The organism is Collinsella aerofaciens (genome assembly GCF_040920445.1).
Taxonomy (GTDB): domain Bacteria; phylum Actinomycetota; class Coriobacteriia; order Coriobacteriales; family Coriobacteriaceae; genus Collinsella; species Collinsella aerofaciens_BH.
In genome coordinates this window covers 1-14,045 of sequence record NZ_JBCOTQ010000049.1, presented here as the reverse complement: position 1 = coordinate 14,045, position 14,045 = coordinate 1, and the positions used below count along the sequence as shown (strand labels likewise).

Below are 14,045 nucleotides of genomic sequence, written 5' to 3'. Positions count from 1 at the left end.
CAAAATACAGGCCATCGGTAAAGAGCGCCTCAAACTGCACGCCCGTCAGGCGGCCCTTGGCCAGCAACGCACCGTGCTGCTTAATACGCGGAATGGGATGCGCCGGAGCGTGCATGCCGCAGAACACCACAGCCTCGCCGCAGAGCGCGCCGCACTTGGTGCCGCCGATGTAGAACACGTCGCACAGCTGCGCCAGCTCGGGCAGGGTAATGTCGCACTCATCGGCCGCCAGCGCATAGGCCAGACGAGCACCGTCCACAAACAGCGGAATCTCGCGCTTCTGGCACACCGCGTGAATCGCCGCGAGCTCGGCCTTGGAGTACAGCGTGCCGTACTCGGTCGATAGACTCACGTACACGGCGCCCGGGAACACCGTGTGCTCGTAGCTCTCGTTTTCGTAGAACACCTGGATATAGTTCTCGAGGTCCTCGGCGTGCATCTTGCCCTCGTAGCCGGGGATGGTAAGTACCTTGTGGCCGCCAAACTCGATGGCGCCCGCCTCGTGGCAGGCAACGTGGCCAGTCTCGGCAGCAACGACGCCCTCGTACGGCGCGAGCAGCATATCGATCACCGTCGCGTTGGCCTGCGTGCCGCCCACCAGAAAAAACACGTCGGCATCGGGGGCCTGGCAGGCCTCGCGAATAAGCTGCTTGGCACGCTCGGTATGCGCATCGGTACCGTAGCCGGGCTGCGGCTCCATATTGGTGTCGACGAGCGCCTGCAGCACCGCCGGATGTGCGCCGTGGGAATAATCGTTGTTAAACGCGAGCATGGCAATCCTCTCTTACCGGGTATCGGCCAGATGATTCAAACGGAGCTATTGTACGCCGTTGGGATAGGCAATGCGCGCGGCGAGACACTCAAGCGCCAGCACCAGGGCAAAGCCGCAGCTCACGTCGCTCAAAAAATGCGCTCCGATCACGATACGGCCAAAGGCGACGAGCGCCGCGACCACAGCCGCCGTCCAAAAGACCACCCGGCGGAGCGACGGCTCTTCCTTAAAGGCCGCCGCGGGAAGCCCGGCGAGCATAAGGCCGATCGCCGCGTGCGCCGTGTGTCCACTCGCGAACGACTTAAAGCCGTCCTTGATTACGCCGGCGGCGATAAAGGCCCACTTGTCGGGGTTACCGATTACCCACCACGGCTGAAAATTGAGCCCCGGCGTGACCTCGATCACGCGCATGCGCGGGCGCGACCACAACGGCTTAACAATGACGTTGAGGATGATGGCTTGAGCGATCCACACGACAAGCACCATCAGCGCCCAGCGTGTGAGCTCGTCGGGCTCGGTCGCGCGCGTGAGGCGATAGACGATAAGGTTGGCGGTGATCACCAGCACAAACGTCAGCACCAGCTGAACGGCAATGAGTTTGCCGCCAACCTTCAGGGACGAGACGATCTCGTAGCCGGCCAGGCCAACGTTGACAAGGATGCCGAGCACGGCGAGCCATTTGCTCCCTCTGGAATCGGGACGCACCGCGCGCACGAGCATAACGCCCGCGATGCTCGCCGTCAGTTCGAACGGTAGCTCGCCGGCCGCCTCGATAAAGCGACCGTACATGCTGCCGATGTTGAACAGCGCGCTCGAGATCTGATAATCGAAGAAACTGCCCACGCCCAGACAAAGGCACAGGACAACCGCGATAATGGCGACATCTTTCTTATAGATGTATCCGAACATGCTTTCCTTTCGATGGGGCGAAGGGTCGACCCGCAACGTGGTGGGGCAAAGATAGCTTTGTCCCATAAATACCCTTACAGGTTGAGCATAAGTGAGCGAAAACGTTCCATTTGTGGCAAGGTGGCCCGAAGGAGGAGGGAAGCGTACTTGCGTACGCGACCGACGAGTGAGGGTCAGATTGCCCAAATGGGGCGTTTGCAGCGTCGACCCGTTAGTCGTCGTCGCTGGCACCCAACTGCTGCAGCAGCATGAGCGCCGCGGCCACCGGGCCGGTGCCGTCGTTGGCGTCGAGGCCGCGACCCAGGCCGCTGCCCGCGCCGGCGCCCGCCTTGTAGGGCACCGACAGCTTGCGGCTCTTGGGGAAGTTCACCGCGCCATAGCGGGTCTTAAGCTCAAAGGCCACCTTCTTGGGCACGTCGACGCCCAAAAACGTGATGCGGCCGCCACTGAGCGTGACGCTTTCGAGCCCCAGGCGCTCGCCGCGAATGCGGATTCGTGCGCGATTGAACAGGTTGAGTCCCGCCAACGGCAGCTCGCCATGCGCAGCCTCGGTCTCCTCCTGCACCTCATCGATGCTCTCTAGGTCCTCGGCCGCCGCGAGCTTACGGTACACGAGCACGCGCTGATCCACCGCCGGCAGGTACTCCTCGGACAAGAAGTAGTCGGCCGGCAGGTTAATACCCACGCTCGCCGCCTCCACGCCGGCGTCGCCATCGCCGCGCGCCTCGGCCACGGCCTGGCCCAGCATCTGCGTAAACAGGTCAAAGCCCACGCTTGACAGGTTGCCGTGCTGCTCGGCTCCCATAAGCGAGCCGGCGCCGCGAATCTCCAGGTCGCGCATAGCGATACGCATGCCGCTGCCCAGGTCCTGGAACTCGGAAAGTGCGGTCAGACGCGCCGTCGCCTCCTCGGTGAGCGGCAGCTCGCCCGGGAACATAAAGTACGCGTAGGCCTGCGTGGCAGAGCGGCCCACACGGCCCTTGAGCTGGTAGAGCTGTGCCAGGCCCAAGCGCTGCGAGTCCTCGATGATCAGCGTGTTGGCGGTCGCGTTGTCGATGCCGCTCTCCACGATGGTCGTGGCGATGAGCACATCGATCTTTTTGGTCGCGAACTCGATCATCACGTCCTCGACCTCGCGCGGGCTCATCTTGCCGTGCGCCACCCCCACGCGTGCCTCGGGCGCGGCCTCGTGCACGCGCGCCACGGCGTCGTCGATGGTCTTGACGCGGTTGGACACGTAGTACACCTGACCGCCGCGGCCCACCTCCAGGCGAATCGCCGCGCTCACCACATCGGGGTCATACTCCCCCACGTGCACGATCACGGGACGACGCCCGGTCGGCGGCGTGGTAATCAGGCTCATGTCGCGCACGCCGCTCGTGGCCATCTGCATGGTTCGCGGAATCGGCGTTGCCGAAAGCGTGAGCACGTCAATCTGCTCGCGCAGGTTCTTGAGCTGCTCCTTGTGCTGCACACCAAAGCGCTGCTCCTCGTCAATGATCACCAAGCCTAGGTTCTTGGGGTTCACATCGGCCGAAAGCAGACGATGCGTGCCGATGAGCACGTCGATCGTGCCCTCGGCAAACGCCTTGAGCGCGCGCTTCTGCTGCGCCGGCGTGCGGAAGCGGCTGAGCACCTCGACCTCGAGGCCAAACGGGGCAAAGCGCTCAAAGAAGGTCTCGTAGTGCTGCTGGGCCAGAATGGTTGTGGGGCAGAGCACCATGACCTGACGGCCGGAGTCCACGCACTTAAACGCCGCGCGCAGGGCAACCTCGGTCTTGCCGAAACCCACGTCGCCGCACAGCAGGCGGTCCATAGGCTTGGGCGCCTCCATGTCGGCCTTGATGTCGGCGATAGCCTCCAGCTGGTCACGCGTCTCGTCGTAGGGGAAGCTCTCCTCCATCTCGATCTGCTCGGGCGTATCGGGCGGACAGGCGATACCGGTAATCGACGAGCGGCGTGTATACAGGTCGACCAGGTCAAACGCCAGCTTTTTGGCGTTCTTGCGTGCCTTGTTGGTGGCACGCGTCCAGTCGGCGGTATTGAGCCTGGTCAGGCGCGGCTTGTCGCCGTCGGGGCCAACATAGCGTGTGATGCGGTCGACCTGCTCGAGCGGCACGTAGAGCTTGTCGCCGTCGGCATATTCCAGCAAAAAGTAGTCGCGCTCCTTGCCGCCCACTTCCTGGCGCGCGATCTCGCTAAAGAGCGCGATGCCGTGGGTGGCGTGCACCACGTAATCGCCCGGCTTAAACGGGAACGTGATCTGCGTAATGTCCACCTTGCGGCGGCTGCGCGCGCGGTTGGCGTCCATGCGGGCGTTGAGGTCGGCGATCGAGAACACGGCCAGGTTGGCATCGGGCACCACCACGCCCTGCGGCAAGGCGGCATCGACAAAGGTCACACGTCCGCGCGAAATAGTGGGCACGGCGGCGCCGGCGGCAGCCTGCGCGGCGCCCGCCTCGAGCGAGCGGGCGTTGAGCGCGTCGGCCTTACGCTCGCGAATGGAAGCATGGGCCTCCTGGCGTGCGGCACGGTCGGCGGAATCCGCCGCTGCCACGCGAACGCGGTCGCCGATAGCGCCGACATTTTCGGGCGCCGCGGTCAGCGATTCCTCAAAGGTAATGCCCTCGTCGCCAAAGGTGAGCTCCATCGACTCGCGCGCACCGCGATCGGGGATGGCAAACACGCAGGCATAGCGCTTGCCCACGACTTCCTGAATGCGCGTCATAAAACGGTTGTCCGAGCCCGCGATGGCCGGCTGCTCAATCTTAAGCTCTGCCGTAACCGCACCGCCCGCGCGAATCAGGCTCACATAGTTCAGGCGCTGCTGGGCACCAAAATCGAGCTGCTGGGCACGTACATACAGGCCATCCAGTCGGTCAATCCCCGCCTCGCCGGCACGGGCCTCGATATCCTCGTAGGCACGCAGGCAGTCGTCGAACAGCGAGCGCGGCTCGGACAGCACCACGAGTGCCTTGCCGCTCACATGCGACAGCGGGCTTACGGTCTGGCCGTACATCACCGGCAAAAAGCGGTCGAGCTCGGGCGTGACGATGCGCGCATCCACCATCTCGAGCAGCGCCGCCAGCTTGCTGTCGTCCTGGCTGGCACGGTAGAGCGCCACGTGCATGTTGTGGACGGCATCGTCGGTAAGCGCCAGCTCGCGGCAGGGGAAGATCTCGATACTGTCCTCGTTGCCGATGGTCTGCCCCGTGGAGCTCACCATGCGGCGGATGCGGTCAATCTCGTCGCCGAAGAACTCGATGCGCACGGGCGCCTTTTCCTGTGCGGGGAACACCTCTACGGTGTCGCCGTGCACGCGGAACAGGCCGGGCGCGTCGGCGGCACCGGCATTGGTGTAGCCCATGCCCACCAGGCGCTGCGGCACCTCGTCAAAAGGAATCTCCTCGCCCACCGCAAAGGTCGTGGACTCCCAATAGCGGCTCTCGACCGGCGGCACGCAGCGCAGCAGCGCGCGGGCCGAGGCAACAATGATGCAGTTGTCCCCGCGCACGATGCGCCCCAGAGCCTCGCAGCGCTGCGCCACCACGGCATCGTCGGGCGCCTGCTCGCGCCACGGATAGTCCTTGCGCTCGGGAAAACGGCACACGTGCGCCAGGCCCACGTAGGCGGCAAGGCTGCGCGCGGCGCGATCGGCCGCATCCTCGCCACTCACAATGTAGACCGTCGGGCGCGGACGGCGCGCAAACTGGGCGGCCGCCATAAGCGTGCGGCCCGACTGCGACACGGCCAGCGTCACGTCCTCGCCGGCATCGAGTCCGGCCTCGACGGTCTGCAGCGCCTCGGCAGTGTAGAGCTGCGCGGCTATACGGTGAATGAGCATGCTGTTCCTCCGGCATCGCAACGCCAAAAGCCCGCCGGGGCAAGCTCGGCGGGTCGTACGTCAAATACATTGTCTGTCATGGTAGCGCATGGAGAGGACTCCGGCTCAAGGGCAAACCCAGCCCCGCAAAAAACGCCAGACGAAAATGCGTTCCGCCCTACCCCGCTACGCGCACGCTGGGGCACAAATCTGCCAGCGGACACTCGTCACACTTGGGTTTGCGGGCATCGCAGATCTCGCGACCAAAGGTGATCCACTGATGGTTGACCGACTTCCAATACTCGTGCGGCAAAATCTTGAGCAGATCTTGCTCGGTCTTGAGCGGCTCCTTGGCATGCGTCTTGGGGCTCAGCATCAGGCGGTGCGCAATGCGGTTGACGTGCGTGTCCACCGCAATGCCCTCCACGATGCCATACCCCACGTTGAGCACGATGTTCGCCGTCTTGCGTCCCACGCCCGGCAGCTTCACGAGCTCCTTCATGTCGGCCGGCACCTCGCCGCCATAGTCGGCGACGATCATCTGCGCGGCCTCGACGGCATGCTTGGCTTTGCTCTTGTAGAAGCCGAGTGACTTGATGGTGTCTGCCACGTCAGCCACGCTCGCCCCAGCCATGGCCTCGGGCGTGGGCCACTGGGCAAACAGCCGCGGCGTCACCTTGTTGACCTGCGCATCGGTCGTTTGCGCCGAGAGCAGCACCGCGATCAGCAGGCGGAAGGGATTCTCGTGGTCCAAAAAGCACTCGACCGGGCCATAGCGACGGTTGAGGCGCTCACACACCTCAACGGCGCGCTCGCGCTTGGCGGCATTGGTCTCGCGTGGCATAACGACTCCTCGGCTCAACGGCACAATAAACTTATGGGCACAATTGTCCCACGTCCGAGACGCTTACGCCTCCAAGAATGCGCCGGTCTGACGGCTCCACAGGCTCGCGTACTCGCCACCCGCCTCGACGAGCTGCGCATGCGTGCCGTCCTCGACGACCTCGCCATCGGCCAGCACCACAATGCGGTCGAGCGCCGCCACGGTAGACAGGCGGTGCGCCACCACAATGGAGGTGCGGCCGCGCATCAGGTTCTCGAGCGCCTCCTGCACCAGCGCCTCGGACTCGCTGTCGAGGGCAGAGGTCGCCTCGTCGAGCACCAGAATCGGCGCGTCGGTTAGGATGGCGCGGGCGATAGCCACGCGCTGACGCTGGCCGCCCGAGAGCTTGACGCCGCGCTCGCCCACCATGGTGTCAAAGCCACGGGGCAAGCGGTCGATAAACTCCAGGGCGTTGGCCAGGCGCGCTGCCTCGCGAATCTGCTCATCAGTGGTGCCGGGACGACCGTAGGCAATGTTTTCGCGAATGGAGCGGTGGAACAGCAGTGCCTCCTGCGGCACGTAGGCAACCTGGCGGCGCAGGCTCTGCTGCGTGCAGCGCGAGACATCCTGACCGTCCACGAGCACGCGGCCGCCCTGGACATCGTCCAGGCGCAGCAGCAGCTTGGTGAGCGTCGTCTTACCCGAGCCCGATTTGCCCACCAGGCCCACGCGCTGGCCCGCTGCCACATGAAGTGTCAGGTCATCGAACACGCTCTCGCCCGCCGCAGCGTCACGGTACGCAAAGCTCAGGTGCTCAAAATCAATCGCGCCCTCGGTCACTTTGAGCTCAGGGGCGTCCGGGTCGTCTGCCACCAAACGTGGCTCGTCCAGCACGCGCGTCATCTCGGCCGCATCGCCGAGCGCGCGGTTGATGCGCTGCATCATGGAACTCACGTAGTTCAGGCGCATGGTGAGGTTATAGGTGTAGGTAAAGATCATGACGAGCGAGCCGGCCGAGATGCCAAACCACGCGTTGCCGCCCGCCACGAACACACTCACCACGGCCATGGTGATGACGATGAGGCCCGAGGTCGTAAAGTTGCGCTGCATCATGGCGTGCATCGAGACCGTCTCGGCGTCGCGCGCGGCACGATCGGCGGCGTCGAACAGATCGCGTTCAAAGTCCTCGCGCCCGCAGGTCTTGACGGCCAAGATGTTCGTGACCGCGTCGGAGAGCACGCCCGAGAGCTTGTTCTGCGCGGCGGACGTCGCGGCCGAAAGCGGCATGATGCGCTTGTACATAAGCCAGACAAACGCGATGTAGACGGCCATGATGCACACCAGGATCACGGTAAATGTGGGCACCACCGGGGCGAGCGCCGCCACCGTGCAGATGACCGAGGTGATGGTGGGGATGAGCGAATACACCGTCACGTCGACCAGCCCCGTATAGCCGCTCATAAAACGGCTCGTCTGGCTCACGAGCGATCCGCCAAAGCGGCTGGTGTGAAATGTCATGGATTGATTGGAGAGCGTGTCGAAGCACAGGCGCGCCAGGTGATAGTTGCCCGCAATCTCGAGTTTGTAGACGGTGTAGTCCTGCAGCTTGGAGAGGATTTGGCCCACTAGGTTAACGAGCACGAGCGCCAGAATGTAAGGACCAAAGACCTCAAACACCTGGTCGCCTGCCACGGGACCGGCCTGGACGCGGTCGACGATGAGGGCCATCACATAGGTGTTGGCAAACGTGAGCAAAAAGATGTAGCCCGCCGACGAGAACACCGAGAGAAAGACGATCAGCGGCTGCGTGCGCGTGACGTCCCAAAAACGCTGCAGCGTGCGACGCACGGTGGAGCGTTTGAGCGGACTGGTGTTTCTCTGAGACATGGGCTTCCTTTCGCGTCTGATAGGGCGAAACGCCATTGTTGCACACTAAAGCGCACTTCAGACAAGCGCGATGCGAAAAGCGCCCGCGCCGTGCTCGTACAGGCGCACAGCCGTCAGATGCAGCTAGTCCTCGTCTTTTTGGCCTGCGAGCAGCTCCGCGGATGTGAGTCCCAAGATCTCATCGGCTTGGTTGGCGTCTTCCAGCGCGTCGATGTCCTTGAGCTTGCGCTCCATGACATTGGTACGCGTGGTGATGATGCCCTCAACCGTTTTGCCCGCGGTCTCGATCTGCTGCTGGGCGCGGCGCAGCGCCGCCTGATAGCGTGGCAACTCGGCCTTGACAGCAGAGAGTACGCGCAGTACGTCGTCGGTACGTTTTTGCAGCCTAAACGTCTGGTAGCTCATCTGCAGGCTGTTGAGAATGGCAGCCATGGTGCTGGGACCGGCTACGTTGACGTGATAGTCGCGGCCCAGGGTCTCGATAAGCCCGGGGCGGCTGACGACCTCGGCGTACAGTCCCTCAAACGGCACGAACAGAATGCCAAAGTTGGTCGTCGCGGGCACGCTCAGGTACTTTTCGCAGATGTCCTTGGCCTCGCGCTTCACCATCATATCGAGCGTCTTGCGTGCCGCGGCAACGGCCTCCGCATCGCCCGACTCCTGGGCGTCGAGCAGATGCTCGTACGCGTCGCCCGGGAATTTGGAGTCGATCGGCAGCAGCACGGGATCGCCCTCGTCCACCGGCAGCTTGACGGCAAACTCAACGCGCTCCGAGGCGCCGGGCTTGGTGGCGACGTTTTCCAGATACTGGTCGGGCGTAAGGATGTCCGTCAGGATCGCACCCAGCTGCACCTCGCCCAAAATACCGCGCGCCTTCACATTGCCCAGCACGCGCTTAAGATCGCCCACGCCGGTGGCGATGGATTGCATGTCGCCCAGGCCCTTGTACACGGCCTCGAGCTGGTCGCTCACCTGCTTAAACGATGCCGACAGGCGATCGTTGAGCGTGCGGGAGAGCTTCTCGTCCACCGTTGCGCGCATCTGATCGAGTTGCACGTTGTTGTCTTTGCGGATAGCACCCAGCTGGGCATCGACCGTCTCGCGCACCTTGTCCAGGCGGTGCTCGATGCCCTCGCGGTTGGCACCGAGCTGTTGGGCCGTCTCGCGGCGCAGGTCATCCATCCGGTCACCAGCTTGCGAAAACTCACGTGCGATGGTCAGGTAACGTTGCTGCTCCACGGCCGCATCTGTCGTCTGCTGCTGCGCGATGGCATTGGCCGTGCGGCGAGTTTCGGCCAGCGCGACGTTCAGGGCATCGAGCGCGTTGTTGGCCTGCTCGAGTGCTGCCAGCGTTTCCGCGCTACTGTCGCCACGCTCCCGCAACTCGGCACGCAGGCTCTTGAGCTGGAGGGCGCAAGCCACAGCAACCCCCACCGCCACCAAGGCGATCGCAACAAGCACAATATCAATAGCAGACATAAACTCCGCCCAACAAACCCAATCGAGCACCAATCAAAACCGCGATCAATCTTACCCCGCCATACGCACCGGGCGCCCGGCCCCTTCTTGGGCGCCCCTCTCCTCCGCATATTCCATAATGCGGCGCGCCGTCTCCCTGCTCACCTTTGAGTCATCACCGGCTAAATATGCGTACACGTTTCCCTTATTCAGATTCAAATCGCGGCAGAGACCGTAGCGCGTTACACCCGATTCCTCTAGCGCTCCCAACGTTCTTTTTCGCATCAGGGCGTTGATCCTTCTGTCCGCCACTGGCTTTTCCTTCACCGCTCTATACGCACGCCAAACGTTGGCATAACGATTAGGAAGTTTGTCCTCGGCGCATAGAGATGCCAGGCTACCCGTTTGGGCGTACAAGGACAAAACGCCTCGGTAACCCTCTTCCATCCACGAACCCTCGGATAAGCCCAGAACGTATTCGGCTTTACCCTGTGCCAAAGCGAGCAAAAACAGGGGCTCCGCCACGCGCGGCGCAACCGTCGTCGCTTGCTTAACCAGTTTTCTAAAACTGAGCGACTGCTGTCCGGATAGCTCTCGGCAATAGCCTTTTAAGAATCCCTCAAAGGTCAGATTCAACCGAGCACCTCCTTTTTGTATTGCCTGTATGCACAGACCATCTCTTGATAACTCCGCTCCGAAGGCGACGACGCCAGTGCTTCTCCCTCGTCGAATATAAGCCGTTCGAGCAGCCCCCAATCAAGTCGGTCGACGAATGCCTGACTATGAAGATCGATGATGTCGTTCGGACGGAAGGCATAGAGCTTCATTACCGCCAGATCCTCCAAGGATGGCGTAAAGTACCTGATAAAACGCGCCCCAATATCCAAGGGAATCAAACGATCTTCGTAATTGAATGGCATCTGATTACAATATGTCACCGCCATACCATTCACCTCGGGGTATCGAGCTATGATCTCGCGGAGGCACCTGTCTGCCTCAAACACATCAATGTCATGTGTAACCGACCGATTCGTCACATCGTTTAGCATGAAGGCGCTTCCTCCCACCAATACAACGCTCGGTCTATCGTCTCTTGGACCTATTTCCAGCTCCGCCTCTTCGTCAATGCCCAACAGAGTCTGCTCTAAATCCTGCTTATACATATCAAATCCTATTATTATTCATCTTCAATAATACTATTCAGTCGCACGATAGGGCCCGTAAGATGCAAGGATTCCACTCGTGGCGATAATCCTTGCATCCAAGAAGACCAATGGCGGCAAACGTCAGCCTTCCCAACCGACCTGGATGGTTGTTATGACATCGCCTAGGCGCTGGCCGAGGGCTGACAGATGTTGGAGCACCTCGTTGGGCGATGCGCCGTTGAGGATGCACGTGAGGGCATACGACGCCAGAAAGATGGCCGCAAGCCCTAACGGGATGAGCACGATCATCGCCAATGTGCGCAAGCGCTGGCCCACACGGCGACGACGCGCACGACGCTTGTCGAACGCGAGCTCCTGCGCATATGAATCTTGCTGTACGGAATAGGCCTCTGGCGCCGATTCACACCCGGGCACAGCTGCAGGTACAGCAGCGGGCACGACATTTTGCGCAAAGGGCTGGGCTGCCGCCCCTTGCATTTGCATCTCCATGAGTCGTTGCTGCTGACGCAGCATGCGCTCAGCTTGTTGCTGCGGAGTCTCAAGAAACAGGTCCATGTTGGCCTCCAAAGTCGGAGAATTCGACGCTTACGACCAGCATCCCGCACCGCCATGACCGCGACAACGCAATCGCCGGCAATAGCCACAAAGTTTCTTTTGCTCAAAAGCTGTCGAAAAGCTCAACAACTCCCCTACCAGCACTTTCTCTGAGCTTTTTTCGTCAGCAATCTTTTGGCCTTCCACCCTTACGCCAACTGACCAAAATCTAACCAAAAGCTTGACGGAAATTGTGGAAACAGGGACCCCACACAAAAAGTGCCGCCCCAAAGGGCGGCACACAAACTTATTATCAGCTTTTCTGTAACGAGCACGCGACGACTCAACGCCGGAGCGCAGGGCGGGGAAACCTTTGCCTCGCGCGACCCTGCGAAGCCGTGAGCGAGAGGGAAAGGTTTCCCCGCCCTGCGCTCCGTGGTCGGTGAGGACAGACTACATGCCTGCGAGACCTCGGGTGGCGGTGGCGCACATAAACGCCAAGGCTAGAATCACGAGCGAGCCCGCGATGTCTGCCAGCACGCCCATTGCACGGCGTTCAAACAACCAGCTCTCAAAGTGCGGGGCAACGTTGCGCCAGACACGCCACAGCAAGATGCCCATGCCGATGACGCCCGGGATATTGAGCAGTAGGATCTCGGAGCACAAAAGACCGATCAGGTTACCGGCGGCAAAGCCCGCATCGCCCTCGCAGTATTTGCGATAGACCATATACAGCATGTACGCCACAAACGGCTGCAGGCACGCAGAGATAAACGTAACCACCATCGAGGGGTCCTGAGAAAAGACATCGGTGAGCTTTTCCACGCTCGTGGCATCCTTAGAGGCCAGGAACAGGCCAATGACCACCACAGGTACCACGCCCAAAATGACCTCGACCATCGTAAACAGCTTGGCAGTCAGGTCCTCACTCGCCGAATTCAAATGGGGCGCCCACTCAGGATGAGCGTGCGCGCCGACCTTCTTGTCCTTCTCGGCACGATCGGCCTTTTTGCCCCCGGCAACCCGACGACCAGGATCCTTGCGAGTTCCCGCCGCAGCAACCCGAGCCCGAGACTTCTTACCCATAAAAAACACCCCATCAGGTAGTAGATAAACTAAAAGTCGCTACCCAGTGTACCCCCTAAACAACGGCGCCGCCCCAACCCGGAGCAAGCCCCGTCAACCAAATGGCCGCAACCCAATCCCTATACAAAACGTGCCGCCCAAAAGGGGCGGCACACAAACTTCTAATCAGCTTTTCTGTAGCGAGCACGCGACGACCCAAAGCGGGCCGGGAGGGCGGGATTACCTTCCCTCAACGCGACCCTGCGGAGCCGTGAGCGGGGAGGGAAGGTAATCCCGCCCTCCCGGCCCAGCTCATGCCAACGCCAAGCGCTAGTAGTTCACCACCTGCTCCTCAAAGTACGCCTTGGGGTGGTTACACACCGGGCACACCTCGGGCGCCTCAGCACCAACGTGCAGGTGCCCGCAGTTCAGGCACTTCCACACCTTTACGCCCTCGCGCTCAAACACCTCGCCCGACTCGATGCGCTCGACGAGTTTGTTGTAGCGCTCCTCGTGGGCCTTCTCGACGGCGGCGACGCCACGGAACTTCTCGGCGATCTCGGCAAAGCCCTCCTCCTCGGCGGTCTTGGCGAACTCGTCGTACATCGTGGTCCACTCGTAGTTCTCGCCCGCGGCGGCGTCGCGCAGGTTGTCCAGAGTGCCCGGAACGGCGCCGTCGTGCAGATACTTAAACCACAGTTTGGCGTGCTCGGACTCGTTGCCTGCGGTCTCGGCAAAGATATTCGAGATCTGAACGTAGCCATCCTTCTTGGCCTTAGATGCGTAGTAGCGATACTTGGTGTGTGCCTGGGACTCACCGGCAAAAGCGGTCTCGAGGTTCTTCTTGGTCTGAGAGTTCTCAAAATCCATAGGTGTACTTCCCTTCAACACGTGCCGCCCATAGGCTTTGAGCGACCTTGTCTTTAGGATGCCCTCAAGCCGCGAATTTAAACCTTACAATCCCGTTCTTCAGATTTGAGCGGGCTACACACTCAACCAACGATCGTCCTCGGCTCGGCAAAAGCCCTCGCGCTCCAGGTCAGCTAGAATGCCCGCGATCAAGTCGCACTCGACCGGCCCGCGACCGGCTGCCGCTTCCATCTCGTTAACGCCCACCACGGCATCAGCAAGCGTAATCCCCGCCGGCTGCCCATCGCGCGCTGCCAGCAACATACGCACGATATGCGCGCGCTTTTGGCGACGCGAGCCCTCAAACTTGGACTGACGACTATAGCCCGCCGACCGCCTGGACGGATTGGGCAGCGTCTTTTTAAGATACGCGCCGTAATCCAGCAGCGCGTAATACCACGCGCGCGGCGTATCGGCATCGTCTTGAGGCACGGCAAAGGGCGTAATCTCGTCGGTCGCCGCATCGGGAGCCGCCGGACAGGCCGCCTGAATCAGCGGCACCAGCTCGCGATCGGGAACAGCCGGTACATCGGGAAAGAAGTGATGCAGAAAGACCGTGCGCACGTTGGTCTCCAGATACACACCCGGAAGATCAAACGCAAACGACCGGATACCCTGCGCCGTTGCCGGGCCAATACCAGGCAGGGCGACCAAGTCACGCGTCTCACGCGGAAACTCCCCGCCCCAATCCCCTACGAC

Annotated in this window: 12 protein-coding genes; all 12 read right to left on the bottom strand. The window is 61.7% G+C overall.

The window, feature by feature from the left end; genetic code table 11:
* Window positions 1-772: threonine aldolase family protein (locus AB5405_RS07965; protein WP_368138108.1), on the bottom strand; the 772-nt coding region annotated here is incomplete at its 3' end.
* 45 nt (window positions 773-817) lie between these two features.
* A complete protein-coding gene (locus tag AB5405_RS07960) occupies window positions 818-1,681 on the bottom strand; it encodes a phosphatase PAP2 family protein (protein WP_368138107.1) in 864 nt (287 codons plus the stop codon).
* A 211-nt stretch (window positions 1,682-1,892) separates the two neighbouring features.
* Entirely contained in the window at window positions 1,893-5,525 is a 3,633-nt protein-coding gene (gene mfd, locus AB5405_RS07955) for a transcription-repair coupling factor (RefSeq protein WP_368138106.1), read from the bottom strand.
* A 157-nt stretch (window positions 5,526-5,682) separates the two neighbouring features.
* Window positions 5,683-6,348 (bottom strand): endonuclease III, encoded by a 666-nt coding sequence (nth, locus tag AB5405_RS07950; protein WP_349091937.1) that lies wholly within the window; start codon window positions 6,346-6,348, stop codon window positions 5,683-5,685.
* A 63-nt stretch (window positions 6,349-6,411) separates the two neighbouring features.
* Window positions 6,412-8,214 carry an ABC transporter ATP-binding protein gene (locus AB5405_RS07945; RefSeq protein WP_368138105.1) on the bottom strand — a complete coding sequence of 601 codons (1,803 nt, stop codon included), beginning with the start codon at window positions 8,212-8,214 and terminating at the stop codon, window positions 6,412-6,414.
* Between the two features lie 123 nt (window positions 8,215-8,337).
* Window positions 8,338-9,693 (bottom strand): DNA recombination protein RmuC, encoded by a 1,356-nt coding sequence (locus AB5405_RS07940; protein ID WP_346979755.1) that lies wholly within the window; start codon window positions 9,691-9,693, stop codon window positions 8,338-8,340.
* Window positions 9,694-9,744: 51 nt separating this feature from the next.
* Complete coding sequence (locus AB5405_RS07935; RefSeq protein ID WP_022095169.1) at window positions 9,745-10,308, bottom strand: hypothetical protein; 564 nt, start codon at window positions 10,306-10,308, stop codon at window positions 9,745-9,747.
* On the bottom strand, window positions 10,305-10,835 hold the full coding sequence (locus AB5405_RS07930) for a DUF6036 family nucleotidyltransferase (RefSeq protein WP_368138104.1): 531 nt from the start codon (window positions 10,833-10,835) through the stop codon (window positions 10,305-10,307). Before AB5405_RS07930 ends, AB5405_RS07935 begins: the two co-directional genes overlap by 4 nt.
* Window positions 10,836-10,958: 123 nt before the next feature.
* A complete protein-coding gene (locus AB5405_RS07925) occupies window positions 10,959-11,393 on the bottom strand; it encodes a hypothetical protein (RefSeq protein WP_368138103.1) in 435 nt (144 codons plus the stop codon).
* Between the two features lie 432 nt (window positions 11,394-11,825).
* Window positions 11,826-12,458 (bottom strand): hypothetical protein, encoded by a 633-nt coding sequence (locus AB5405_RS07920; protein ID WP_368138102.1) that lies wholly within the window; start codon window positions 12,456-12,458, stop codon window positions 11,826-11,828.
* Between the two features lie 309 nt (window positions 12,459-12,767).
* Entirely contained in the window at window positions 12,768-13,307 is a 540-nt protein-coding gene (gene rbr / locus AB5405_RS07915; protein ID WP_006235152.1) for a rubrerythrin, read from the bottom strand.
* A gap of 114 nt (window positions 13,308-13,421) precedes the next feature.
* Window positions 13,422-14,045: HhH-GDP family DNA glycosylase (locus AB5405_RS07910; protein ID WP_368138101.1), on the bottom strand; the 624-nt coding region annotated here is incomplete at its 5' end.

Coding starts and splice junctions, on each gene's coding strand:
- AB5405_RS07960 (WP_368138107.1), bottom strand. CDS start 1,681: ATGTTCGGATACATCTATAAGAAAGATGTCGCCATTATCGCGGTTGTC.
- mfd (WP_368138106.1), bottom strand. CDS start 5,525: ATGCTCATTCACCGTATAGCCGCGCAGCTCTACACTGCCGAGGCGCTG.
- nth (WP_349091937.1), bottom strand. CDS start 6,348: ATGCCACGCGAGACCAATGCCGCCAAGCGCGAGCGCGCCGTTGAGGTG.
- AB5405_RS07945 (WP_368138105.1), bottom strand. CDS start 8,214: ATGTCTCAGAGAAACACCAGTCCGCTCAAACGCTCCACCGTGCGTCGC.
- AB5405_RS07940 (WP_346979755.1), bottom strand. CDS start 9,693: ATGTCTGCTATTGATATTGTGCTTGTTGCGATCGCCTTGGTGGCGGTG.
- AB5405_RS07930 (WP_368138104.1), bottom strand. CDS start 10,835: ATGTATAAGCAGGATTTAGAGCAGACTCTGTTGGGCATTGACGAAGAG.
- AB5405_RS07925 (WP_368138103.1), bottom strand. CDS start 11,393: ATGGACCTGTTTCTTGAGACTCCGCAGCAACAAGCTGAGCGCATGCTG.
- AB5405_RS07920 (WP_368138102.1), bottom strand. CDS start 12,458: ATGGGTAAGAAGTCTCGGGCTCGGGTTGCTGCGGCGGGAACTCGCAAG.
- rbr (WP_006235152.1), bottom strand. CDS start 13,307: ATGGATTTTGAGAACTCTCAGACCAAGAAGAACCTCGAGACCGCTTTT.